This is a genomic window from Paenibacillus periandrae (assembly GCF_022458865.1).
GTDB classification, from domain to species: domain Bacteria; phylum Bacillota; class Bacilli; order Paenibacillales; family NBRC-103111; genus Paenibacillus_S; species Paenibacillus_S periandrae.
The window spans coordinates 61,331-83,097 of the sequence record NZ_JAJNMU010000031.1 but is presented as its reverse complement, the minus strand read 5'-3'; the positions used below and the strand labels follow the sequence as shown (position 1 = coordinate 83,097).

The window sequence follows — 21,767 nt, the reverse complement described above, 5'->3', positions numbered from 1 at the left end:
ATATTTGGCTGTGTAGCGCCACTTTTTCACCGTACTTATAAGGAGGATACCATGAACGATAAAAAGTGGAATGTCGGTATTATTGGGCTTGGCAGCATTGGTGATTATCATATGAACAATCTCTCCAAAATCGCTAATACAAGAGTTGCAGCTATTTGTGATGTGAATGTACAGGCTGTAGAACAGGTCGGCAGCCGATTGGGACTGTCTGCAAGCAAAAGATACATCCAGTACGAGGATATCATTGCGGATCCGGAAATTGATTTTGTTATATCCGGGGTATCCAATAAATTCCATTATGATATTTTAAAATGTGCGATTGCCTATAACAAACCGATATTTTCCGAGAAACCCTTCACACGCACGATGGAAGAGGCAGACGAGCTATTGGAATTGTATGATCACAATCCGATTCCTTGCATGGTTGGGTTTTCATACCGATACAGACCCTGCTTCCAATACGTGAAGCAGCTGGTCGAGCAAGGTGCTTTAGGTCGGATTCGGCATATTGCCGCCCACTACCTGCAAGAAGAAAATGCGCCTATGTTTAACAAGGAGTATACATGGCGGTTTAATCAAGCGATGGCCGGGTCGGGTATATTGGCGGATATTGGCTCTCATATGGTGGATGCGGCGCGTTTTTTTGTTGGGGAATTTACACAGGTGTCCGGGCTGATGAGCACATTTATTGACCAACGGATAGATTTGCGTACAGGGCAGCCAACTGCGGTCGACGTAGATGATTTTACCGGCTTCCAGGGTGTGCTTGAAGGTGGAGTCATGGGCACATTTTATACCCATAAGAATGCGCTTGGAACCGGCAACCAGTTTAATGTGACCTTGTTTGGTGATTTGGGCACGATCAGATTCTCAGTCGAACAACCCAATGAGGTTCATTTGACGGTTAGAGAAGGAGAAAGCCTGGAGCTGATAGAAAAAAGGATTTTCTTAAACGAGAAGTCAATGAAACCGATGCTTCAGGATTTTGTGGATTATCTGGATCAGGCGCATTCTCCTTTATTCCCGACATTCATGGATGGATACCGTAATCAGCAGGTGCTGCAAGCGATCATAGATTCAGCTAAAGATGGAGTAACCAGAAGCTTAAATCGACCATAACCGAATGAAAAGGAGTCAATTCGATGATTAAAGTAACCATATGGAATGAATTTCTCCAAGAGCAGCGTAAGCCAGAGGTAGCTCACATCTATCCCAAAGGTATGCATGGAGCTATTGCCGATGGGATCAAGCAGGATGGATTTGAGCTTTCCTATGCAACCTTTGATGAGCCTGAGCATGGACTTACCCAGGATAAGCTCGACAATACGGATGTACTGATCTATTGGGGTCATGTGGATCATAAAGGCTTTCAGGATCAAGTTGTTGACCGTATTTGCGCTCGTGTTCATAAGGGGATGGGGCTGATCGTCCTGCATTCAGGGCATCATTCCAAGCTATTCCGCAAGCTCATGGGCACATCCTGCGACCTCTTATGGAGAGAAGCCGATGAGAAGGAGCGGCTGTGGGTCATTGATCCGTCTCACCCTATTGTAGAAGGCATTGGCCCTTATATCGATTTGGATGAGGAGGAAATGTACGGAGAGCATTTTGACATCCCTGTACCTGATGAGCTCATTTTTGTAAGCTGGTTTGCCGGAGGAGAAGTGTTCCGCAGCGGCTGCACCTACCGACGTGGTCAAGGCCGAATCTTTTATTTCCGACCTGGACACGAAACCTATCCGACCTATCATAATAAGGACGTTCATCGCGTAATCGCCAATGCTGTAAAATGGACGGCCCCTATTCAAAGAGAGCAGACGTTCTACGGACATCATGATCCGCTTGAGGAAATTGGGAAATAATTGAAATAACATTATGTTCATAGCTGAGATGAGACAAAAGCGAGCTTCTATCACCATTGGGTGAGGGAAGCTTTTTTTAATGCGAATATATTCGGAGCTTTCTGTGTTAACTACGCGAAAAATGGTAGAAACGAGGTCATGTATATTGATCGAAAAAAAGTATATTGTCGCTCAAATACCGTGTGGAAGCCTGCATGTTAATTCGGCGAAATGATGTATATTGAATCATGAGTTGGTGTGCTATACGATTGAGCTCAAACCACAATACGAGGAAGTGACATCCATGAGACCACCGGCTCCGTCAACACCACCAAGCATCGGAGATCCAGTCATAACCAAACCAAGCTGGTTGGAGAGGAAGTATTCAAGACGGATTCTTAGGCAGAACATTCCATTGTACATAATGTTTGTGCCTATAATCATTTTCTTCCTGTTATTTAAATATTCTCCAATGGCGGGCTTAGTCATCGCATTCAAGAAGTACAGCTTTATAAAGGGGATTTGGGGCAGCCCTTGGGCCGGATTCAGTTCATTCGAGCTTATTTTCAATAACGACCAAATGCTGGGTATCGTATGGAACACGCTGCTGCTTAGTGGATTAAATATTGTTGTCGGCTTTCCGATGCCGATTATTCTGGCCCTGATGCTTAATGAGATGCGCAGGGCATGGTTCAAACGGACAATTCAAACCTTTGTTTATTTACCGCACTTTCTAAACTGGGTCATTGTCGGAGGGATCATCGTTACGGTATTCTCACAAAGCACGGGAACCATTAATCATCTGGTGGAGCAGCTGTTCGGATCGACCTATCCTTTCTTATACAATGAAGCTTCCTGGGTTTCCATTTATGTCTCCTCTGGTGTATGGAAAGATGCGGGTTGGGGGGCGATCATTTATTTAGCGGCACTCACCTCTATCGACCAAAGCCTTTATGAGGCGGCGAGCATAGACGGAGCGAACAAGTGGCAGCAGATGCGCAATGTGACGATACCCGGAATTGTGCCAACCGTTTTCATAATGTTGATTTTGAAAATTGGCCAGCTGATGGAAGTTGGCTTCGATCATGTGTATGTGCTTCAGAATAATGCTGTTGCCAATATATCGGAGGTCATAAGTACATTTATGTACAAGATCGGGATTCAGCAAGCGCAATTTAGTCTGGCTACTGCGATGGGGTTGTTTGAATCACTTGTTGGACTTGTGCTTGTGCTAACGGCTAATGCAATCGCGCGGCGATTTAATCAAGGCTTGTGGTGAGGAGGGGATTTCATGAAAAGCACAACAGGAGAAAAAATATTTTATTCGATCAATTACCTTGTGATGTTCCTGATCGGAATGAGCTGCGTGCTGCCGCTTGTACATATATGGGCGCTATCGCTTAGTGACAAGCATGCCCTGGCATCCGGAACTATAAGCTTTTGGCCTGTCAATCTGGATTTCAGTGGATACAACACTTTATTTACGGAAACCCCAATCCTCAAAGCATTCCGAAATAGTCTGATCATTACGATAGTCGGAACTGCGCTAAATATGCTGTTTACTGTGCTGGCCGCTTATCCGTTATCCAAAAGATATTTTATCGGACGCAAATTGTACTCGTTCGCCATTATTTTTACGATGCTGTTCGGAGCAGGGATGATCCCTACCTACCTGCTGCTCAAAAGCCTGGGGCTGCTCAATACATACGGAGCGATCTGGTTTCCGGGTCTGGTCAGTGTGTGGAATCTGATGGTGCTCAGAAGCTTTTTTGAAGGTATTCCTGAGGAACTGGAGGAGGCCTCGCGTATAGACGGATGTTCAGAGTGGAGGTTGATTATACAAATCGTATTACCGTTATCCGTACCGGTTTTAGCTGCTTTATCGTTATTTTATGGTGTCAGTCACTGGAATGCGTTCATGAATGTACTGATCTACATCAATGATTCGAGCAAGCACAATTTGTCTGTTCTGGTGCAGCAAATGATTCAGAGCCAGAGTCTGATGCAGGAAATGACGAATGTTCAGCCTGATATGGCGGCAAGCCTGACTCCGGAAGGGCTGAAGGCAGCAGGGGTTATGGTTCTGACACTTCCGATGCTGCTTGTATACCCGTTTTTGCAAAAATATTTTGTCAAAGGCGTTATGATTGGAGCCGTAAAAGGTTAGTTTGCCATTATGATGTAGTTAAGGGGAGAATGTTACTATGAAAAAACAGAACAGTAAAAAAGCGGTATCCGTTACCTTGGCGTTATTAGTAAGCAGTACTGCCGTTTTGGCGGCTTGCAGTACTCCGGCCAGCAAGCAGGCTGCTCCCAATGCAGACGCCGATTCCGGCAAGGAGGCTGCTCAGGCTAAAGGGCCTAAACCGAAAATAACCGTCTCGGTGTACGACCGTAACAATGTGCCTGAAGGCGAAGGGACGATCACCAATAATCGTTGGACCAAATGGATTAATGAAAAAGCTCCGGTTCAGGTTGAATTTATTCCCATTCCAAGAACGAGTTCAACAGAGAAGTTTAATGTGATGTTTGCCTCCGGTGAAGCGCCTGATCTGATCATGGAATTCACCAACAGCTACACAAAGGATTTGGCATCAAAAGGGCAAATCATCCCGCTTGATGAACCGATTGAGAAATATTCAACGACATATAAGAAGTTTTTGAAGGAAAATCCGGTTATTCAGAAATCGACCTTATATAACGGTAAAACTTATTTTTTTGGCAGATTGCTTCCGTTCACACCGAACCATTATCTGATGATCCGCAAGGATTGGCTGGATAAGTTAAAGCTCCCGGTACCGAAGACTACCGAAGAATATCTGCAAACAGCCAAGGCGTTCACGGATCAGGATCCAGATGGAAATGGGAAAAAGGATACACTCGGAACTACGTTCCACGATATCGAATTTTTCTACCAGTTTGATCCTGCTACTTTAAGTGCGTACTTATTGCAAAATGATCAGTATGTCCGTTCATGGGATCGCGCTAAAGCGGTTATTGATATGAAGAAAAAGCTGTATGATGCTGGAACCGTTGATAAGGATATATTTGCAGACAAGACTGGCGCCAAGGCTCAGCAGGATTGGGTTAATGGAAAGCTCGGTATTTATGGCTCAGATAATCTGGAAGGTACTAAAGGCTATGGCGTGTATGATACCTTTAAGAAAAACAATCCGGATGGTGAGGTTATGATACTCCCTATGCCGAAGTCCGAATTCGGCCAGTTCGCTCCGGCGACGTCCACACCGGTTCAATTCAATGCCGCCATTAATGCGACAGCCAAGAATGTAGAAGCGGTTATCAAGTATGTGGATTGGCTAGTAAGCGAAGAGACACAGAAAACCTTGATGTTCGGGTTTGAAGGTGAGCATTACAAGATGGAGAATGGTTGTCCGAAGCCTATTGATGCAGCCAAGAACAAAAAGGAGCTTAGCTGGAATGGTGATTACCAAATGCTGAGCAATACAGCGCTCTTTGGCAAGTGCGCAGATTTCTCCAACCAGCTGGACCCGAATAAGCCTTTGGATCAACAATATATGAAGCTTATGGAGCAAGGAAGAGCAGCTTATGTATCACCGGACCGTCCGCTTCACGTTGAGGTGCTTATTCCTCAAACATTGCCGGATGACCTGCTTGTCATTAACAATACAGTTAAAAATACGATTACCAATATTTATACCAAGGCGGTTGTTGGCGGCAGCAGCTATACCGTGGATCAAGCGATGAAGGATGCAATGGATGCCTGGGACAAGGCCGGTGGCAAGAAAATCGATAGCTTCTATGCACAAGCTTATACGGATAATAAGAAAGACGTTGTTTATACGAAGGATTTCTACAAGTATATGCAGAAATAAGGCAAGGAGCAAGGCGAGCTGACCCCTCGCCTTCTCTTTGTTGTCCAAGGGAGATTGGCAATATGTTAAGATAATCGTATCATCAATGCGAAGGAGAGAATACTTCATGAGAAGAAATTGGTTTTATCGTTTGCTTCTTTCCTATTTGCCTGTTCTTCTTTTGATCGTCTGTTTATTTATCTTCATAGGCATTGTACAACTGAACGATTTGTCGAGGAAGGAAGCGATAAAATCAAGCCACGTTTATGTTCAGAATCTACAGAGCAGCATGGACATGTCTCTGAGATCGATAGAAATGATTATGATTGAGACGATTACAAGGAACAATAAGCTCACTTCTTTTGCCGGTATGGAAAGTGACTCGCCATTCATTATTGAATTGTCTCAGCTGCTTCAAAGCATGACAACGACGAATCCGCTGATCGATTCCGTTTATATATATCGAGCGGGAGATGGAACGATTGTCAGTGATAAGACGAAGCTTACCATTGAGCAATTTGGAGATCGCTCCTACATCGAACAAAATTTAAATAACTCTGGGAAAGGCAGTTGGAGTGCTCCCCGGGTGTTTCGCATACTCAAGGATGTGGATGATGAGAGTAAGGTCATTTCTATGGCTAAAGGTGTCCCGATTAACGCTAAAGGTATTTCACTGCTTGTAGTGAATGTCAGGGTGAGTGCGATTCAAGAGTTTTTGGAGAAATACGGGAGCTCAGAAGTTAATCAAATTGCAGTTTTGGATAGTGCGGGTAATTATTTATTCGAGCAAACACACAGAGATCGAAAGTCTGACGATGTGGAACTCCTATCGAGTTATACGGGATGGACCTATTACAGCGGTTTACGGACGGCTGGACTTGGTCATCTATACAGCTATGTAACCAGCGGTTGGTTTTTATTCGGATTCCTCGGTTTACTTATTGGGATCGGGTGGATCGTCTATATTACACGTAAGAATTACAAACCGATTGAAACGATGATGTCCCGAATTCAGAAATACAATCAACAGCATAAAGAGCATTCCATCCAGGAGCCTACTGTGGATGAGCTCAAATATATTGATTATACGCTTAACAGCATGATGGAGTTCACTCGGGATTATGAGAACCAAAATAAAGAAAATCATCAATATCGGCGTTTGCGGCTGTTTCAGGAATTGGTTGAAGGTAGCCGAGTTATCGATCAGGCTGAATGGGATGCGGAGCTTCGCGAGATGGGTTTGGAGGTGTTAGGGAGTGCCTCTGTTAGCATTATTGAGATTGATAAGTATATGGAGTTTATTAGCGGGCATTCCCGCAAGGATCAAGGTCTATTTAAATATATATTAAAAAAAGTGGTTGATGAGACGGCGGAAGCCAAGGGACTGCATATATGGCAGGAATGGGTCACCAATCACAGACTGTGCGTCATGTGTCTCGATGAGCAGCAGTTTCAGACAGAAAATCATATGCTGGCCCTCTCTGACCAGGTCCGTCTATGGATGCAGCATAATTTGAAGCTTACTGTGACGTTTGGATTAGGATGTACCGTATCCGAGGTGTTTGCCATATCCCGTTCCTATGAGTCGGCTGCTAGAGCACTAGATTATAAATCGGCACTTGGCAGCAACCGTGTTATCGGTCATTGGGAGATCGAATTGCTGTCACATGATGATCTTTTTATTTATTTGCAGTATGTACGAACCATCGCTCAAGCCTTTCGTGTAGGCAACGAAGGCTGGGAGGAGCAATTAAAGCTTTTGTTTGACGGATTAAGAAGGCTGATGCTGCCTAAGGAAGAAATCAGCGGTATCCTTATTTATATGAACTATTATTTTTACCGCGAAATGATGGAGCTGCCGCCGGAATATCAGGAGCTGTGGAACCGGGAGTTCCGGGCGCCGTGGGATGAGAGTATGGATACGCTGGAAACCTTGGACGAGCTGGAATCCTTCTATTCCAAGAATTTGTCTGCCTGCGCGAGGAAAATGGCAGCGATTCGCGAAAGCAAGGGTAATCATGCCGTAGTCCAGAAGGTTAGAGACTATATTGAAGACAATTTCAGCAATCAGGACCTGTCCTTATCTGGACTCAGTGAACAATTTCATATGAATACATCCAGCCTGAGCACTCTGTTTAAGGAGGAGTTCGGGGAAAAGTTTGTCGTCTATCTATGTCAGGTCCGGATGGAGCATGCGAAGGAACTGCTGCGAGGAACGACGCTTCCGATCCAGGAAATTTCCGAGCAGGTAGGATATCTTCATCAAATGTCGTTCATTCGGGCTTTCAAGAAGATGGTGGTAACGACTCCAGGGGACTATCGTAAAGTACACCAGTAACGACTTTTGTAGGTGATATGGTTAATTCACTACTATGAATGGGCAGGCTAAGTTTAACTTTTTAACTCCAGCTGCAACCTTTTGAACAAGAGTCCCGTCTGTAGGTATAACTTCGAAGTTGAACTTATACTCTTACATCAAGGAAGGATGAATATAATGAAAAAGTTCGTAACTTTGGTTTCTACAGCTGCATTATTGTGTACGGTATCGGCCAGCTCAGTGTTTGCTTTCTCGGATTTGAACGCAGCAGAGAAGGAGCCGATTATGATGCTTAAGGATAAAGGATTCGTAACGGGTGTGGACAGTGAGCATTTTGCACCACGGAGCACGATGAGCTATGCACAGAGTATCAGCCTGATTGTAAAGGCACTCGATATTAATTTGAACGCAGTTTCTTTTGTGAAGCAGCCGCAGGCAAGCGACTTCTTTACGAACATTCCGAATGATGCCTGGTATGCAGAGGCTTTTATTAATGCCAAGATCAATGGGTTGGATATTCCCAACGATGTTGATCCCAATGCCGCCATCACCCGTGAAAAATATGCGAATCTGCTCGTTACCGCTCTGGAATTAAAAGGTACCTTCCCGATGGTCAAGATGATGGTTCTGTTTGATGATAATGATCAAATTGACCCTAAATACCAAGGAACACTGCAGCGCCTGTACTTGTATCGTATCGCCAAGGCGGATGAAAGCCGGATGGCTTATCCGAAGCGCGAAATGACGCGTGGTGAAGCGGCGGTATGGGTGGGCAACACGGTGAAATTTTTGGAAAGCCAGCCTGACTACATGCAGCCTGTTAAGCCAGCTCCCGATCAACAGGACGATGTCAAAGTGACGGTTGAGCAAGTCAATGCGGATGTCAGCAAAGTCACATTAACCCGCAGCTTGCCGAGTCCAGGGTATGGCTTCACAATTAGCGGCATTCGTTTCCAGCCAGATGGTACGGCAGTCATCCAATATCAGGTAAGTGACCCTAAGCCAGGCATGATGTATCCTCAGGTCATCACTGAGGGCAAAGCCGAAACCTATATTTCGTCCAAATATAAACCGGTCACAGAGCGGGAAACAGCACCAACAATTGCCATTGATCCTCCAGCACCTGCTGACGTCAACCCGAACCCAAGTTAATGAAGGAAGCTCTCAACCTCCAGCTGCACGATTCTCGTGGGCCTGGAGGTTTTTTTACAAGCTAAACTTTATTTTTATAAAAATGTAAAAGGCTGCTGCGGCGGCCTTTTGCTGCTTTTACCGTTCTTTGTTCATTCACCATCCTTGTTTAATGAACAGGAAAGTAGGGTATCGTTATATAGATAATATTCAGAAGAGTGCCGTATAATATAACGTATAGCTGGGGAAGGGGAAATAAGAATGGAAAACAAATTTGTTGCAGTGGAAGGTGGAGGCAAGCTCTCCTATAAGGAACAAGGCACAGGTAAAAAGACGGTTGTGCTGCTGCATGGTTTTTGCGGAAGCTCTGCCTATTGGGATGAGCTGCTTCCGCTGCTGCCTAATAGTTATCGCTGGATTTTGCCGGATTTGCGAGGACACGGGCAATCGGGAGCGCCGGCAGGTGAATATTCAATGGAAGCCTTCGCAGGCGATCTGGCGCAGCTGCTTAAGGGACTTGTCTCAGGATCGGCAATTGTACTTGGACATTCGTTGGGAGGCTATATCGCGCTTGCTTTTGCCGAACGATACCCTGAACTGCTGTCCGGGTTCGGGTTGATTCATTCCACAGGCTTCCCGGATACGGATGCAGGTAAAGAAGGGCGATTGAAAGGCATCACTACGATTGAGGAGCAAGGACTGCCAGCTTTTATTGAGGGATTGGTTCCGAAGCTGTTTGCTCCGAATCATCTTCAATCGATGCCGGAGGCAGTGGTCAGAACGATCGAGATCGGCAATAGCACGGATTCACAGGCTGCGATCCGTACACTTCAAGGAATGAGATCACGCCCTGATCGCAACGGTGTACTATCCAGCACGAAGGTTCCTGTACTGCTGGTTGCAGGTGCGCATGATCAAATTATTCCGGTTGAACGGACGTTTACGGTAAGTGGAAGTCAAATTACACAGCGCCTAATCGAAACGTCAGGTCATATGAGTATGCTGGAGGCGCCGGAAGCATTGAAGGAAGCTATCGAATCGTTTCTAGCTACGGTTTACTAGGTTGCATGTTATAGCCTTATTACTCGTATTGCTCTCAGGGATGCTGCATGCTGTCTGGAACCTGTTTGCCAAGAAAAGCGTTAATAAGTCTGTCTTTTTATGGATAGCGCATTGGGTAGGAACTTTAGTCTTTCTACCCGGAGCCTGGTATGAGTGGGGGAGCTTTACTTTTACTTTCAAAAGCCTGGGACTGTTGGCAGGCTCCATGTTCATTCATGGACTGTATTTATTTTTGCTTGCCCGAACGTATCAGATTGGTGATCTGTCCCAGGCTTATCCAATCATGAGAGGGATCAGTCCCATTATCGTCCCGCTTGTCGCTGTGCTTCTGCTCGGTGAATCGATGTCCGGCCTCGGTTGGATCTGTATTCTGGGTATTATAGCTGGTATTGTTTGGGTGAGTGGGGGCAGGGCGTTGCTTCGTCAGCCCGCTCATACCCATCATACCCTGCTGCTGGCGGGTGCAGTCGGGATCTGTGTCAGTGGTTATATCGTTGTGGATAAAATCGCCATCGAGTCGTCAATTCCGCCTATTGTATTAAATGAAGCTACCAATATCGCCAACTTACTGGCATTAACGATAGCGGTCATCCGTTCAAAAGGGATTGCTGCTGAATGGAAGCTGAACTATCGTACAATTATTATCGGTGGAATTTTGGCGCCTGGCGGCTACATGCTATTTCTGTATGCGTTAACATTGGCACCAGCGTCGCAATTGGCGCCAATGCGGGAAATTGGCACCGTATTTGGCACCTTGTTCGGTCTGCTGCTGCTGAATGAGCCGCAAGGCCGCAGTCGTATTATCGGTTCTGCACTTATAACGGCAGGCGTTATTGGTCTGGGATTCTTATAATGGAACAGGCTCTCCCTGGAGCCTGTTTCCTGTTGGATCAAACTGAATATTCGGCGTAAGGTGGGAATATCAGGAAGGAGCTGCCAGCCTTATTTGAAGCTTTTTCCACCTGCATGCATCGGTGATGAATGCCTGCTGATCTTCGAGCCCAGATACAACAGAATGAGCAGCATAATCGCACCTTGAATAACAATAGCCATCGAAATCGACGCCCCTTGTTCAATGACCAAATAGTACAGCCCCGATCCGATCACCATCAATATATTTTCAACAAAATTTTGCACAGCTATCGTTTTTCCAGCCCCTACCATTCTCGTGCCTTCTTCCTGAAGCACCGTGTTCATCGGTACAATGAAGATCCCGCCCATACAGCCTACCGCCAATAAAAATACGATGGTGATTGAGGTCGAATGCAGCCATGGGAAAATAAAGATGAGCACTACCATCAAAAAGCCATAAATAATCGATTTGTAATACTGCTGAAGCTGAACAAATTTGGGGGCAAGGAATGCACCGATCACGATCCCGATCGACGTGGTAGCGAGAATCAGGGAAACACTGAAATCCTCAGGACTAAACCCCAGAGCAAGTGGTATCCAGGCTAACACTGCTGTACGGAGTACGGCTGAGCTCATCCAGAAGGCTCCTGTACCGATCAGGGAAAAGTTGGTTTTGGAATGGCTCAGCAGTGTCGAGACACTTTTGAAAAACTGTAGAGCTTCCCGCGTATAGCGTATGGACTGATCTCCCGGCATACGTGGAATCAAGAAAGTCACACCGAGCGATAAAGCATACAGCAATACACAGATGAGAGACGATTGCACCGTACTGGTTGCGGAGACAATAGCACCGCCTCCACCGATCCCTGTCAGGATGGCGAGGATCGTGTACGCTTCAATTCTGGAATTAGCCTTAAACAGCTGCTGGTCGGTTTCGATGAGCTCCGGTAATATTCCATACTTGGCTGGCGAATACACAACGGCTCCAACGCCTACGGTAAAATAACTGAGCATTAATAAAATAATATTGGATTGATCAATAAAGATAAGTGCAGAGATACCCAGCAGCTTGATCAGATTGCCTATAATGAGCACGACGGATTTTGGCATTTTATCTGCAAATGGACCGACAATAGGGGCTAACAAAATATAGGGAAGGAAAAATGCCATCGTCACCAAGGCTAACGATTCGGGCGAAAATCCATTTTTTGTTAACAGACTGGCAATGACTAATAGGGACATGTTGTCTGAGAAAGCTGACAAAAATTGAGTGATATATAAGGCATTCAGGGCTCGCTCTTTCATACATATCAATCCCTTCTAATGGCAATGGGCAAGACATTTGTCAAAGCGTCGGTAGAAGCATACACGGTTGCAACAATTTCAGGCTCTTTATTCGAGCCCAGCTTCAACGTGTTTCTTCAGTGTTACGTAATCGGTTTTGCCACTGCCAAGCAGCGGCAGCTTATCGATGACTTGTAATCTGGAGGGCAGCAGCATCGGTGTATATCCTTTTTCGTTAAGCTTGGCCTTAAATTCCTGTACATTCAGACCTTCCTTGGTGGTGAACAGCAGAATTCGCTCTCCTTTGCGGCCGTCGGCTACACTGATTGCAGCAAGCGGAATATCGCCATAGCAGGCCGCGGCAAGCTCTTCAACCAACTGAAGGGAAATCATTTCACCGCCGATTTTGGCAAAACGCTTCAGCCGCGACTTGATGCTCAGAAATCCTTGTGCATCCACTTCTACAATATCTCCGCAATCATACCATTCAGGGCAAGGAACAAAGCCTTTGCCATGAATCAGGTAACCCTTCATAATATTAGGACCTTGAATGAGCAGGTTGCCGCCATGCTCAATACCCGGTATCGGTTCAAGCTTGTAGCGAATGCTCGGCAGCAGCTTGCCGACGGTACCTCTTTTGTAGTTGAGCGGTGAATTGATCGAGACGACTGGCGAAGCTTCGGTTGCGCCGTAGCCTTCGAATATACGGATACCAAACTTTTGGCTCCACAGCTCGCGCACCTCATCCTTCAGCTTTTCGGCTCCTGCTACAACAATTCGCAGCGAATGAAAGTCATATGGGTGTGCAGCCCGTCCGTATCCAGCGAGAAAGGTAGAGGTTCCGAATAAAATCGTCGCATTGCGATCATAGACGACCTCGGGAATGGCACGATAATGCAAGGGACTTGGATAGAGCATCACCGGCACTCCGGTAAGGATAGGCAGCAGGGTACCCGCAGTCAGACCGAAGCTGTGAAACATCGGCAGTGCATTGAACATTTTGTCAGCCGCAGTAAAATCGAATACAGCCTTGCACTGCTGAATATTCGCATACAATTGATCATGACCGAGAACGACACCCTTGGGCTTGCTTTCACTGCCGGAGGTGAACAGGATGATATCGCGAAACCCTTGCTCGGCTTGCGCGCCCATCCAATAATCAAGCAGACCTCCCAGCTTGTCAGACAGCTTGACTTCGTCCTTAACATCCTCCAAATAAATGATCGTGTGTTCCTGTGCCAAGGCCTGAATGGTGGCTTCCAGCTTGGCCTTCTCAATGAATTGGCGGGAGGTGATTATGGTCCGCAGCACCGCTGTTTCACAAGCATCCAGCAGGCTTTGCTGTCCAGCCGAGAAATTCAGCATGGCAGGTGTTTTCCCAAGACGCAGCAGCGCGAACAAAGTGATCACATGAGCAATCGAATTAGGCAGCAGCAACCCGATAGCGGCTTGATTGTTAAGCTTGGGCCGCAGCTTACGCCCGAATACGTAAGAGGAGACGATCAGCTTCTTGTAGGTAAGGCTCTGTGTCAAATCCTCGCAAATTTTATTCGACTGTCCATGAAGGGAAGCTTGCAGCAGCAGTTCGTTGAACAGATTTACTTCCGTTTTCAAGCGGCTTTTCAACAAATGCTCCTGCATGGTAGTCAGAATCGTATCCGCAGCCTGCTGCTTTTGCAGCTTCATGGATACTCCCGGCTGCTGCTCGATCCGGAAATGGTCGCCAATCTGGATACGGATTGCCGGAAACAAGACCGTCCTGATTTTATGACCGATATAGGAAAGCTTGGAGCGTTCGGCTCCGTTGATGGCGATGGGAATAAGCTTAGCCCCTGTTTTTAAGGCAATGTAAGCAATACCGCTATATATTTTCATCAATCCACCTGTAGTTGTGATACGCCCCTCCGGGAATAGAACGAGTGGAACACCGCTTTGTACCGTCTTGACCATCTTGCGAACCGAATACGGATTAAGCGGATCTACGGTAATATGCCGGACCAGCTTCAGAGGTAATCGCAATCGACGGGCAATTGATGTATTCACCACGAAGGTCGCTTCCTGGGGCAGATAGAGTGCTAACAGCAGCGCATCCAGCAGTGACACGTGATTAGGCATCAGAATGGTCGGCTGGCTGAAATCGAGCTTCTCCAAGCCGGATAGCTTGAGCCGGAATATGATCCGGAATAATCCTTTTAAGAACGTGATAAGCACGGACATGGCAATCGACTCCTTTAGATGGAACGCATAAATGGGAAATTGAGTATGGCTGATATTTGTATTGTACATGGAAGGCAGCAAAAAGAAGAGTACTAACTTTATGTAGTACCCTTCTGATAACATAAGAATTTATCAGTTTTCAGCGGAGCTGAAGGATTCTTATGTTTCAAGAAAATTACCTCTGAACCGCGGTCGCTCATCTTTGAAAGGCCTCGACAGGTTTTCTTATTAAGGCGAAACAAGCTGCATATCCAAGCCAATCATACAGCAATTGTCTGCCTCCAGCAGCCTTAGTTGGTAAATCCGATCTGCTTGCGATACTGCCCTGGCGGCATACCGACGATACGTTTGAACATCCGGATAAAATTGGAGTAATCATTAAAGCCGGACATTTGGCAGGCTTCGGTGACATTGTGTCCATCATGCAGCAGCTTCTTGGCGCGGGAAATTCGTTTCATAAGAATGTAGGAGTGAATGGTGCTTCCGGTGCTCTGCCTAAATAGACGGCTCAGGTAGTAGCGGTTCATGTACACCTGCCGCTCCAGCATTTCCAGAGTCAGATCCTGATCGAGGTGATGATCGATATAATCGAGCACGGGTGCCAGCTTCTCTGATACAGTAGACGATTCCGACAGAGCGGTATTGTTGCGGAAGGAACGATTCAGCAGCACCAGCAGCTCAATGAATTGAATCGTCAACAGCAGATTGGTTTCTTCGGATGGAAGCAGCAGCAGGGTATCGATCCTTTTGTACAAGGCCATGATCTCCTCCAGCTGTTGGGGTTGAAGATGGATTTTATTGTGCTCCCCGGACTCACGCTCTGTAAAGCAATCGAGCAGACCATATTGAAAAATGGATTCAAACGGCTGAACGATTTCCGGGTCGAAGTGAATAACAATATTTTCATACGGTGCATCGGATTTGAAGGTCGACTTGTGCAGCTCGCGGTTGTTAATAACGAGCAAGTCGCCGGATTTCATCGGATATACCTTTTTCTCTATTATAAAATTGACGTCGCCTGCAATAAAAAAATAAACTTCAAAACGCTCATGCAAATGAAAATCCATCTTGGGCGGAGGCGACAATCGTCTATGGTTATATTGAAGTTGGGAAGTATTAGTATGGATATTAAAGTTCACAGAGGACACACCTTCCAAATAAACAAGATCACATCAGCAAAAAGTCAAAAAAAGCAAGAAACACGGCAATTGACGCAATGTATTTGTTTTTATTATACTGCATTATAAAGCTAACTTTAATCTTATGTTCAAGAATAAGCTTTTGGACATAACCAATCTGAAGAAATTAGGTGAATCCATTGACAACATTGGGTACAGCAATAATCGGGCTCGGAGCCATTTCAGGGGTCCATTTAAAGGCAATAGCAGATTTGGAACTGACAGAGTTGAAAGCGGTTGTAGATATTGATGAAAACCGGGCACGTCAGATAGCAGAGGAATATGGCTGCGATTATTACACCGACTATAAGGAAATGCTCAAACGTGATGATATTCAAGTTGTTCACCTGTGCACGGCACATTACTTGCATTCACCAATGGCAATTGATGTGTTGAGAGCAGGCAAGCATGTGCTGACTGAGAAGCCGATGGCAGAAAATATTGCCTCCGCTCAAAAAATGCTGCAGGCAGCTGTCGAGAATCCGAATGTGCAGCTGGGCGTTATTTTTCAAAACCGTTACAATGCCCCATCCAAAAGAATGAAGCAGTATGTTGAATCCGGTGAGCTGGGCAAGCTGATCTGCATGAAGGGAATCGTTACCTGGAATCGGACAGCGGCTTATTATGAAACCGAGTGGAAAGGCAAGTGGGCAACTGAAGGTGGCGGCGTACTGATTAATCAGTCGATTCATACGGTCGATTTACTGCAATGGCTGGGTGGCGAAATTTCTTCCATTAAGGGCTCGATTTCTACCGATTCCTTGGAGGGCGTCATCGAAGTGGAAGATACTGCACATGCCTACATTGAATTTAAAAATGGCGCTACTGCGATCTTCTACGCAACCAATGCATATGGACGCAATTCACCGGTTGAGGTGGAGCTCGTATTCGAGCAAGGAACCTTGCTGCAGCGCGGCGATTCGCTGTACCTTGATCAGGACGGCAAGCTTACCACGCTGGAGGAGCCGGTGGTCAACACTCTGGGCGAGAAATCATATTGGGGAATGAGCCACGAGCTGCAAATTCGTGATTACTACGAGCATCTGCTGGCAGGTAAACCGTTCTGGATCGATGGACCAGAAGGCTTCAATGGTTTCCGTGTGGTGATGGACATATATGAATCCTCACGTACTGGCCAAAAGATTGTTTACAATGGCGCAGAAATAGCTTTGTAAGAAATCAACAAATTTTGCTGCTCGATTGCAATTTAATGATATATGATCCAACAGAGTGCTTCTAGAACGAATAGAGGCACTCTGTTTTTTATTTTTACCAAGTACTCTTTCTTGAATTTGAAGCCCGAAGAAGTCCTCGCAATCTACGGGGGCTTAGGATTGATCTACTGCAGCTGCTTATAGAACGCAATAACCTTTTCCTCATATTCCTTCGCAAATTTGGCATGGGACTTGACGTGCTCTTTACCGGTCGTCTGCCAAATTTGAAAACGGTCCTTATGCTTTGCCCACATCGATTCACTGTTCACATAGGGAACCGATTGGTCCTCAATGCTGTGAATAAACAAGACAGGACGTGGATAGATATGATCTACGGCGCTCAACGCATCGACTTGATCCGGGTCCATATTTGTCAAACGAGGTAAAATCCCCAAAATCAGCGGTGTATAGGGAAAGCTCGGCAGGTGTGACCAAACCGGAAGGTTGTCCTCCAAATAGCGAGTTAAATGATTAAAAGGACTGTCTGCGACGACTCCGGCTACAGCAGGCTCCTCAGCAGCGGCGAGCAGCGAGGTCGCAGCACCCATGGAAAAGCCGTGTAGCGCTATTCGTCCAGGATGATGAGTTCGAACCCAATCGATGGCTCCGAGCACATCTGCTTTTTCCAAATAGCCGACGGTCGTCAGGCTGCCGCCAGATTCACCTGAATTACGAAAATCGAACATCACAACATCAAAGCCTTGAGCGGATAACGCCTTGGTCAATTTGATCGCCTCCGCACCACTCTGCAGCCGGTTTTCCCGATAGCCATGGGCCATGATGATTGTCAGCTTGTCCGTTGTTGGCTCCGCTGCTGCAGGAATGTGCCAGCCTTCCAGTGTTACATCCTGAGTACGGCTTGGAAATTGGATAGGGGTAAAGGCTAATCCATAACGATCGGGGCTATCGGTAAGCGCTTTGCGTGCCGGATGAGTCAGCTGCCAGCCTACGTAGGTAGAAACTCCGACGCTGACCAGCGATAGGATGGCAACCAACAGAATCAAGGCTAACAGCACGATTTTATAAGGCTTGCGCCGGGGGCGCGCTGCTCTTGAAATCATCAAGGTCGGTCGCATTGGAATCGTTCCTTTCTTTATTAGCTTACTTAAAACGATGGTAGATGATAGACCCGCAAGCTGCAATAACGAGCATGGCTGCTGCCCATAGTGGTGCAGACAGCGTCCAGAATGCAGGTACAATGATCAGCACGAGCATACACAGATGCAGGATCAAGCGGACTCTCCGCAGCGATTGCTTCCGTAGATGTGGTGAGAGCGGGTAAATGTGCTGCCAGAGATGCTCGCGATAATAACGCAGCAGATCGGCCAGTTGAACAGCGCTAAAAAGGGCCAGAATGGCATACAATACGGCTGCCAATACTTTATTGTCAAAAGCGACCATCAGCAGTATACCAATGACAGTGAAACGGCAGGTCATGCCGAACAATTCGGAGCGCAGCCAGACGAGCGTAAATAAATAGTTATAGGTGAATTTACGTTGAAACGGGATGATGCTCACGATTCGATTTAGCCAACGAATGTTTCTTGCTTTGCCGCGCAGCTCGGGCACATCGATAAACAGGTTCAGAATCCGATAAATACTCGCCTTATGCCGCAGCTCCCAATCAATGAGCAAATTCCAATGTACTTTGTACTGCCGTGGAAGCCGAAGAATACCCAGGTAAGCCAGAGATCCAGCTGCTAATATCCCCGCACCATAGCCAGGCCCTAGCTTGAAAACAGCATAGGTCAGTCCGGCGCACAGCAGCCATCGCAGCAGGATGAATAAGTTACGTGTCCGCTGCTCCAGAAGCTGCTGCTCTGTCCATTTGCCGAACAGCAGCACCTGTTTAAATACAAGCCAGACGAGCAGCAGAAGCAAGAATAACCAGCCGCTTGAAGGCGCAAGCTTATGATACATTGGCCAGACGATCAACCAGCCAATGGCAGCCAGAATAGACCCAATAATTCGGGCTCTGCGCATGGCCGTTTGCAAATAGATGGCCATCGCAGGCTCTTGAGGCAGCAGGAACAAAGTATCTGCTTGCTGTAAATAGGTACGAATACGGCCGCCGACAAGCACTAGCATCATACAAACCGTCGCTGTCAGCTGCCAAGGAAATTCCGGTGTTACCCACTGCAGGAACTGTCGATACCCGATCATAAAAACAAGAAAGGCGATCCCCGCAGCGATGGACAAGCTTTGCAACGCATAGTGCAAATAGGGACGAATTTCTTTGAGAAATTCAGCCTCACGGCGACGGTATAAAGCTTGTATATCCATCATCGAGGATCGCCCCTTGTTACCAGCTCGCAGAACAGATCGTCCAAGGACGCAGAGGGCATGCCTGCAGCAGCCTGCAGTGCATCCACAGGACCAGAAGCTATCAGCTTGCCTTGATGCAGGACGAGAAAACGGTCGCAATAACGTTCAATGGTAGCCAGAATATGAGAGCTGATGAGAATCGAGGCACCGCTTTGTTTAACACTGACCAATAGCTCCAGCAGAGATCGCATGCTGAGGGGATCCAATCCAAGAAAGGGCTCATCAATAATATACAGCTCCGGCTGTACGAGGAATGCGCACAGAATCATCACTTTTTGGCGCATGCCTTTGGACAGGTGGGAGGATAGTCGCTCCTGATAAGCATCCATCTGAAATTGCTTGAGCAGCACGCCAGCGCGTTCCTCATAGGTAGCTTTATCCAGTCCATAGGCCATAGCGGTTAGCTCCATATGCTCCCGAACATTCAATTCTTCGTATAATAAAGGGCTTTCTGGCACATAGGCAAACGTTTGCCGGTACTTTTCCTGAGATGCGGCCAAGGTCTGACCATTCAGACGAATCTCCCCTTGATGGGGCATCATTAATCCGAGGATATGCTTGATAGTCGTGCTTTTTCCTGCTCCGTTCAGCCCGATCAAGCCGATCATTTCCCCTGGCTGCACATGAAAGCTGAGGTTATGCAGTACAGGCTGAAGGCGGCTGTAACCGCCGGTAATGCCGTCCACTTCGAGAATCGGCTTCATGATAAATAGGTCCTCCCTTGAAATCCGTATCTACTAAGAGTAGCGGAAATAGCAGCAGATTTCCAGTAAGACCTCGGATATCGGTGTGGTTGAGACGTCAAGGCTGCGAAGGAAGCAGGAGCTTTACTTTACTTCCCTTTATCCTTGGAAGTGTCTTTAGAAGATTGATTGGTTGAACTCTTTTGTTCCTTCGAAGCATCCTTTGAAGCGCCTTTCTGCTTTTGCGACGAACCACTTGACTGGGATTTCGATCCTGACTGATCCTTCTGCAGTTTTTTTAGCTGCTCCTTATTGGATTTGCGAACCTTTTCGGATTCCTGAAATTCATATTGCTTAATATCCTTATACATGTTCATTTGTTCCTTGAGTGCAGAGTCGATTGGTTTACCTGATTGCTGCTGTCCCTGGGCCTTTTGCTGGTTTCCGCTTTGTTGTTCTGATTTTTTTCCGCAGCCTGCCACAGACATGATTAAGGAAACGCCAACGAATACAGCAGTAATCGATATCATCAACCGGATAGGTAAGCCCTTCATAAAACGGTCAGCCCCTTTTTAGAGAATTAAAGATAGGTTGCCCGATCTGCCAGAAGAACATGACATGAGAAAAAAATTGATTTTTTGTATACATTTGAATACAATATATATATTAAACAATGGAATTACGGGAGGGTTTAAGCATGGCGGAAACTTATCGTAAATCCAAGATTGAGCACTACCTGGAACGACTGCAGGTACGCAAGGAGGCTTTAACGGCACAACTTGAGATGCAGGGCTTGGAAATATCCAAAGAATTTATCTGCGGTCAGCTATCGGCTACCGATTTGATTATTCGAGAGATATCGATGGAATTTGGTTTGAATGAAAATCATACTGAAGGAGGCGATGACCATGTCAGCAAAACTTGTTCCAAGCTCGGATCTTCCAAACCCTCAACATTCGAGGGCAACAAGGATCCAGGTCGCTAAGCGTTTTATATTCCTCTTGATCGGGGCAGGCTTAGTTTCTGTTGGTCTGGAAATTTTTCTTGTCCCGAACAATATTATCGACGGTGGGGTTGTCGGTATATCCATTATTTTGTCCCATTTGACTTCACTTCCTCTGGGTGTCTTCCTCTTTATTCTTAACCTTCCTTTCTTTTTTCTGGGCTACAAGCAAATTGGTAAAACGTTTGCGTTATCGACCCTCATTGGTGTTCTGATCATGTCTGTAGGTACCACATTGCTGCATCCGGTGCCGGCATTTACGATTGATCCGCTTCTAGCGGCAGTTTTTGGAGGTATCATACTGGGTGTTGGTGTCGGGATGGTTATCCGTTATGGAGGTTCACTGGATGGAACGGAAATTGTAGCTATCCTGCTGAATAAAAAATCGCCATTTTCTGTAGGCGAGATCGTGATGTTCTTCAATTTATTTATTCTTGCCAGCGCGGGCTTCGTATTTGGCTGGGATCATGCGATGTATTCATTAATTGCTTATTACATAGCTTTCAAAATGATTGATATTACAATCGAAGGCTTCGATGAATCGAAGGCTGTATGGATTATCAGTGACAATTACCGCGATATTGGCGATGCGATATTAAGTCGTTTGGGACGTGGAGTTACCTATTTGGATGGAGAAGGAGGCTTCACAGGCGGGGAAAAACGTGTGATCTTTTGCGTCATTACCCGATTGGAAGAAGCCAAGATGAAATCAATCGTAGAAAACTATGATCCGACAGCCTTTCTGGCTGTAGGCAATATACATGATGTCAAAGGCGGACGCTTTAAGAAAAAAGACATCCACTAAGCTATTTATCGGAGGCACACCA

Annotated in this window: 19 protein-coding genes; 12 read left to right on the top strand and 7 right to left on the bottom strand. The window is 46.3% G+C overall.

The window, feature by feature from the left end:
• The first annotated feature begins 51 nt into the window (after nucleotides 1-51).
• From LRL21_RS37685 to LRL21_RS37645, 9 genes are all read left to right on the top strand, one after another.
• Nucleotides 52-1,119 carry a Gfo/Idh/MocA family protein gene (locus LRL21_RS37685; protein ID WP_240420952.1) on the top strand — a complete coding sequence of 356 codons (1,068 nt, stop codon included), beginning with the start codon at nucleotides 52-54 and terminating at the stop codon, nucleotides 1,117-1,119.
• Nucleotides 1,120-1,142: 23 nt separating this feature from the next.
• Nucleotides 1,143-1,862 (top strand): ThuA domain-containing protein, encoded by a 720-nt coding sequence (locus tag LRL21_RS37680; RefSeq protein ID WP_240420951.1) that lies wholly within the window; start codon nucleotides 1,143-1,145, stop codon nucleotides 1,860-1,862.
• 283 nt (nucleotides 1,863-2,145) lie between these two features.
• Nucleotides 2,146-3,120 carry an ABC transporter permease gene (locus LRL21_RS37675; protein ID WP_420832538.1) on the top strand — a complete coding sequence of 325 codons (975 nt, stop codon included), beginning with the start codon at nucleotides 2,146-2,148 and terminating at the stop codon, nucleotides 3,118-3,120.
• 12 nt (nucleotides 3,121-3,132) lie between these two features.
• On the top strand, nucleotides 3,133-4,008 hold the full coding sequence (locus tag LRL21_RS37670; RefSeq protein ID WP_240420950.1) for a carbohydrate ABC transporter permease: 876 nt from the start codon (nucleotides 3,133-3,135) through the stop codon (nucleotides 4,006-4,008).
• 37 nt (nucleotides 4,009-4,045) lie between these two features.
• Nucleotides 4,046-5,695 (top strand): extracellular solute-binding protein, encoded by a 1,650-nt coding sequence (locus LRL21_RS37665; RefSeq protein WP_240420949.1) that lies wholly within the window; start codon nucleotides 4,046-4,048, stop codon nucleotides 5,693-5,695.
• 106 nt (nucleotides 5,696-5,801) lie between these two features.
• Complete coding sequence (locus LRL21_RS37660) at nucleotides 5,802-8,012, top strand: helix-turn-helix domain-containing protein (RefSeq protein ID WP_240420948.1); 2,211 nt, start codon at nucleotides 5,802-5,804, stop codon at nucleotides 8,010-8,012.
• Nucleotides 8,013-8,168: 156 nt separating this feature from the next.
• Entirely contained in the window at nucleotides 8,169-9,143 is a 975-nt protein-coding gene (locus LRL21_RS37655) for an S-layer homology domain-containing protein (RefSeq protein ID WP_240420947.1), read from the top strand.
• A 240-nt stretch (nucleotides 9,144-9,383) separates the two neighbouring features.
• The gene (locus LRL21_RS37650) at nucleotides 9,384-10,184 is read left to right on the top strand and encodes an alpha/beta fold hydrolase (protein ID WP_240420946.1); all 801 of its coding nucleotides are present in this window, start codon (nucleotides 9,384-9,386) and stop codon (nucleotides 10,182-10,184) included.
• A gap of 1 nt (nucleotide 10,185) precedes the next feature.
• The gene (locus LRL21_RS37645) at nucleotides 10,186-11,037 is read left to right on the top strand and encodes an EamA family transporter (protein WP_240420945.1); all 852 of its coding nucleotides are present in this window, start codon (nucleotides 10,186-10,188) and stop codon (nucleotides 11,035-11,037) included.
• An 89-nt stretch (nucleotides 11,038-11,126) separates the two neighbouring features.
• Here the strand turns inward: LRL21_RS37645 and lplT are convergent, their stop codons facing one another.
• From lplT to LRL21_RS37630, 3 genes are all read right to left on the bottom strand, one after another.
• Nucleotides 11,127-12,341, bottom strand: coding sequence for a lysophospholipid transporter LplT (gene lplT / locus LRL21_RS37640; RefSeq protein ID WP_240420944.1), 1,215 nt, complete (start codon nucleotides 12,339-12,341; stop codon nucleotides 11,127-11,129).
• An 87-nt stretch (nucleotides 12,342-12,428) separates the two neighbouring features.
• Nucleotides 12,429-14,537 (bottom strand): AMP-binding protein, encoded by a 2,109-nt coding sequence (locus tag LRL21_RS37635; protein ID WP_240420943.1) that lies wholly within the window; start codon nucleotides 14,535-14,537, stop codon nucleotides 12,429-12,431.
• Nucleotides 14,538-14,827: 290 nt separating this feature from the next.
• Nucleotides 14,828-15,676, bottom strand: a complete 849-nt coding sequence (locus LRL21_RS37630) for a helix-turn-helix domain-containing protein (protein WP_240420942.1) — start codon at nucleotides 15,674-15,676, stop codon at nucleotides 14,828-14,830.
• A 179-nt stretch (nucleotides 15,677-15,855) separates the two neighbouring features.
• On the opposite strand from LRL21_RS37630, the gene LRL21_RS37625 reads away from it, so the two are divergent.
• On the top strand, nucleotides 15,856-16,890 hold the full coding sequence (locus LRL21_RS37625) for a Gfo/Idh/MocA family protein (RefSeq protein ID WP_240420941.1): 1,035 nt from the start codon (nucleotides 15,856-15,858) through the stop codon (nucleotides 16,888-16,890).
• Nucleotides 16,891-17,054: 164 nt separating this feature from the next.
• Here the strand turns inward: LRL21_RS37625 and LRL21_RS37620 are convergent, their stop codons facing one another.
• The 4 genes from LRL21_RS37620 to LRL21_RS37605 form a co-directional block, all read right to left on the bottom strand.
• Nucleotides 17,055-17,990: an alpha/beta hydrolase gene (locus LRL21_RS37620; RefSeq protein WP_240420940.1), complete on the bottom strand. Its 936-nt coding sequence runs from the start codon at nucleotides 17,988-17,990 to the stop codon at nucleotides 17,055-17,057.
• Between the two features lie 40 nt (nucleotides 17,991-18,030).
• The gene (locus tag LRL21_RS37615) at nucleotides 18,031-19,215 is read right to left on the bottom strand and encodes an ABC transporter permease (RefSeq protein ID WP_240420939.1); all 1,185 of its coding nucleotides are present in this window, start codon (nucleotides 19,213-19,215) and stop codon (nucleotides 18,031-18,033) included.
• A complete protein-coding gene (locus LRL21_RS37610) occupies nucleotides 19,212-19,958 on the bottom strand; it encodes an ABC transporter ATP-binding protein (protein WP_240420938.1) in 747 nt (248 codons plus the stop codon). Before LRL21_RS37610 ends, LRL21_RS37615 begins: the two co-directional genes overlap by 4 nt.
• A gap of 128 nt (nucleotides 19,959-20,086) precedes the next feature.
• A complete protein-coding gene (locus LRL21_RS37605; protein WP_240420937.1) occupies nucleotides 20,087-20,491 on the bottom strand; it encodes a hypothetical protein in 405 nt (134 codons plus the stop codon).
• Nucleotides 20,492-20,634: 143 nt separating this feature from the next.
• Between LRL21_RS37605 and LRL21_RS37600 the strand changes: the two genes are divergently transcribed.
• Both LRL21_RS37600 and LRL21_RS37595 read left to right on the top strand, forming a co-directional pair.
• Nucleotides 20,635-20,922: a hypothetical protein gene (locus LRL21_RS37600; RefSeq protein WP_240420936.1), complete on the top strand. Its 288-nt coding sequence runs from the start codon at nucleotides 20,635-20,637 to the stop codon at nucleotides 20,920-20,922.
• Nucleotides 20,840-21,745 carry a YitT family protein gene (locus LRL21_RS37595; protein WP_420832537.1) on the top strand — a complete coding sequence of 302 codons (906 nt, stop codon included), beginning with the start codon at nucleotides 20,840-20,842 and terminating at the stop codon, nucleotides 21,743-21,745. Before LRL21_RS37600 ends, LRL21_RS37595 begins: the two co-directional genes overlap by 83 nt.
• Nucleotides 21,746-21,767 lie beyond the last annotated feature (22 nt).

Excerpts from the sequence above, each read along its gene's own strand:
- LRL21_RS37615 (WP_240420939.1), bottom strand. The coding sequence starts at position 19,215 with ATGATGGATATACAAGCTTTATACCGTCGCCGTGAGGCTGAATTTCTC.
- LRL21_RS37600 (WP_240420936.1), top strand. The coding sequence starts at position 20,635 with ATGGCGGAAACTTATCGTAAATCCAAGATTGAGCACTACCTGGAACGA.
- LRL21_RS37620 (WP_240420940.1), bottom strand. The coding sequence starts at position 17,990 with ATGATTTCAAGAGCAGCGCGCCCCCGGCGCAAGCCTTATAAAATCGTG.
- LRL21_RS37680 (WP_240420951.1), top strand. The coding sequence starts at position 1,143 with ATGATTAAAGTAACCATATGGAATGAATTTCTCCAAGAGCAGCGTAAG.
- LRL21_RS37670 (WP_240420950.1), top strand. The coding sequence starts at position 3,133 with ATGAAAAGCACAACAGGAGAAAAAATATTTTATTCGATCAATTACCTT.
- LRL21_RS37650 (WP_240420946.1), top strand. The coding sequence starts at position 9,384 with ATGGAAAACAAATTTGTTGCAGTGGAAGGTGGAGGCAAGCTCTCCTAT.
- LRL21_RS37605 (WP_240420937.1), bottom strand. The coding sequence starts at position 20,491 with ATGAAGGGCTTACCTATCCGGTTGATGATATCGATTACTGCTGTATTC.
- lplT (WP_240420944.1), bottom strand. The coding sequence starts at position 12,341 with ATGAAAGAGCGAGCCCTGAATGCCTTATATATCACTCAATTTTTGTCA.
- LRL21_RS37665 (WP_240420949.1), top strand. The coding sequence starts at position 4,046 with ATGAAAAAACAGAACAGTAAAAAAGCGGTATCCGTTACCTTGGCGTTA.
- LRL21_RS37675 (WP_420832538.1), top strand. The coding sequence starts at position 2,146 with ATGAGACCACCGGCTCCGTCAACACCACCAAGCATCGGAGATCCAGTC.
- LRL21_RS37610 (WP_240420938.1), bottom strand. The coding sequence starts at position 19,958 with ATGAAGCCGATTCTCGAAGTGGACGGCATTACCGGCGGTTACAGCCGC.
- LRL21_RS37660 (WP_240420948.1), top strand. The coding sequence starts at position 5,802 with ATGAGAAGAAATTGGTTTTATCGTTTGCTTCTTTCCTATTTGCCTGTT.
- LRL21_RS37595 (WP_420832537.1), top strand. The coding sequence starts at position 20,840 with ATGACCATGTCAGCAAAACTTGTTCCAAGCTCGGATCTTCCAAACCCT.
- LRL21_RS37655 (WP_240420947.1), top strand. The coding sequence starts at position 8,169 with ATGAAAAAGTTCGTAACTTTGGTTTCTACAGCTGCATTATTGTGTACG.
- LRL21_RS37685 (WP_240420952.1), top strand. The coding sequence starts at position 52 with ATGAACGATAAAAAGTGGAATGTCGGTATTATTGGGCTTGGCAGCATT.
- LRL21_RS37635 (WP_240420943.1), bottom strand. The coding sequence starts at position 14,537 with ATGTCCGTGCTTATCACGTTCTTAAAAGGATTATTCCGGATCATATTC.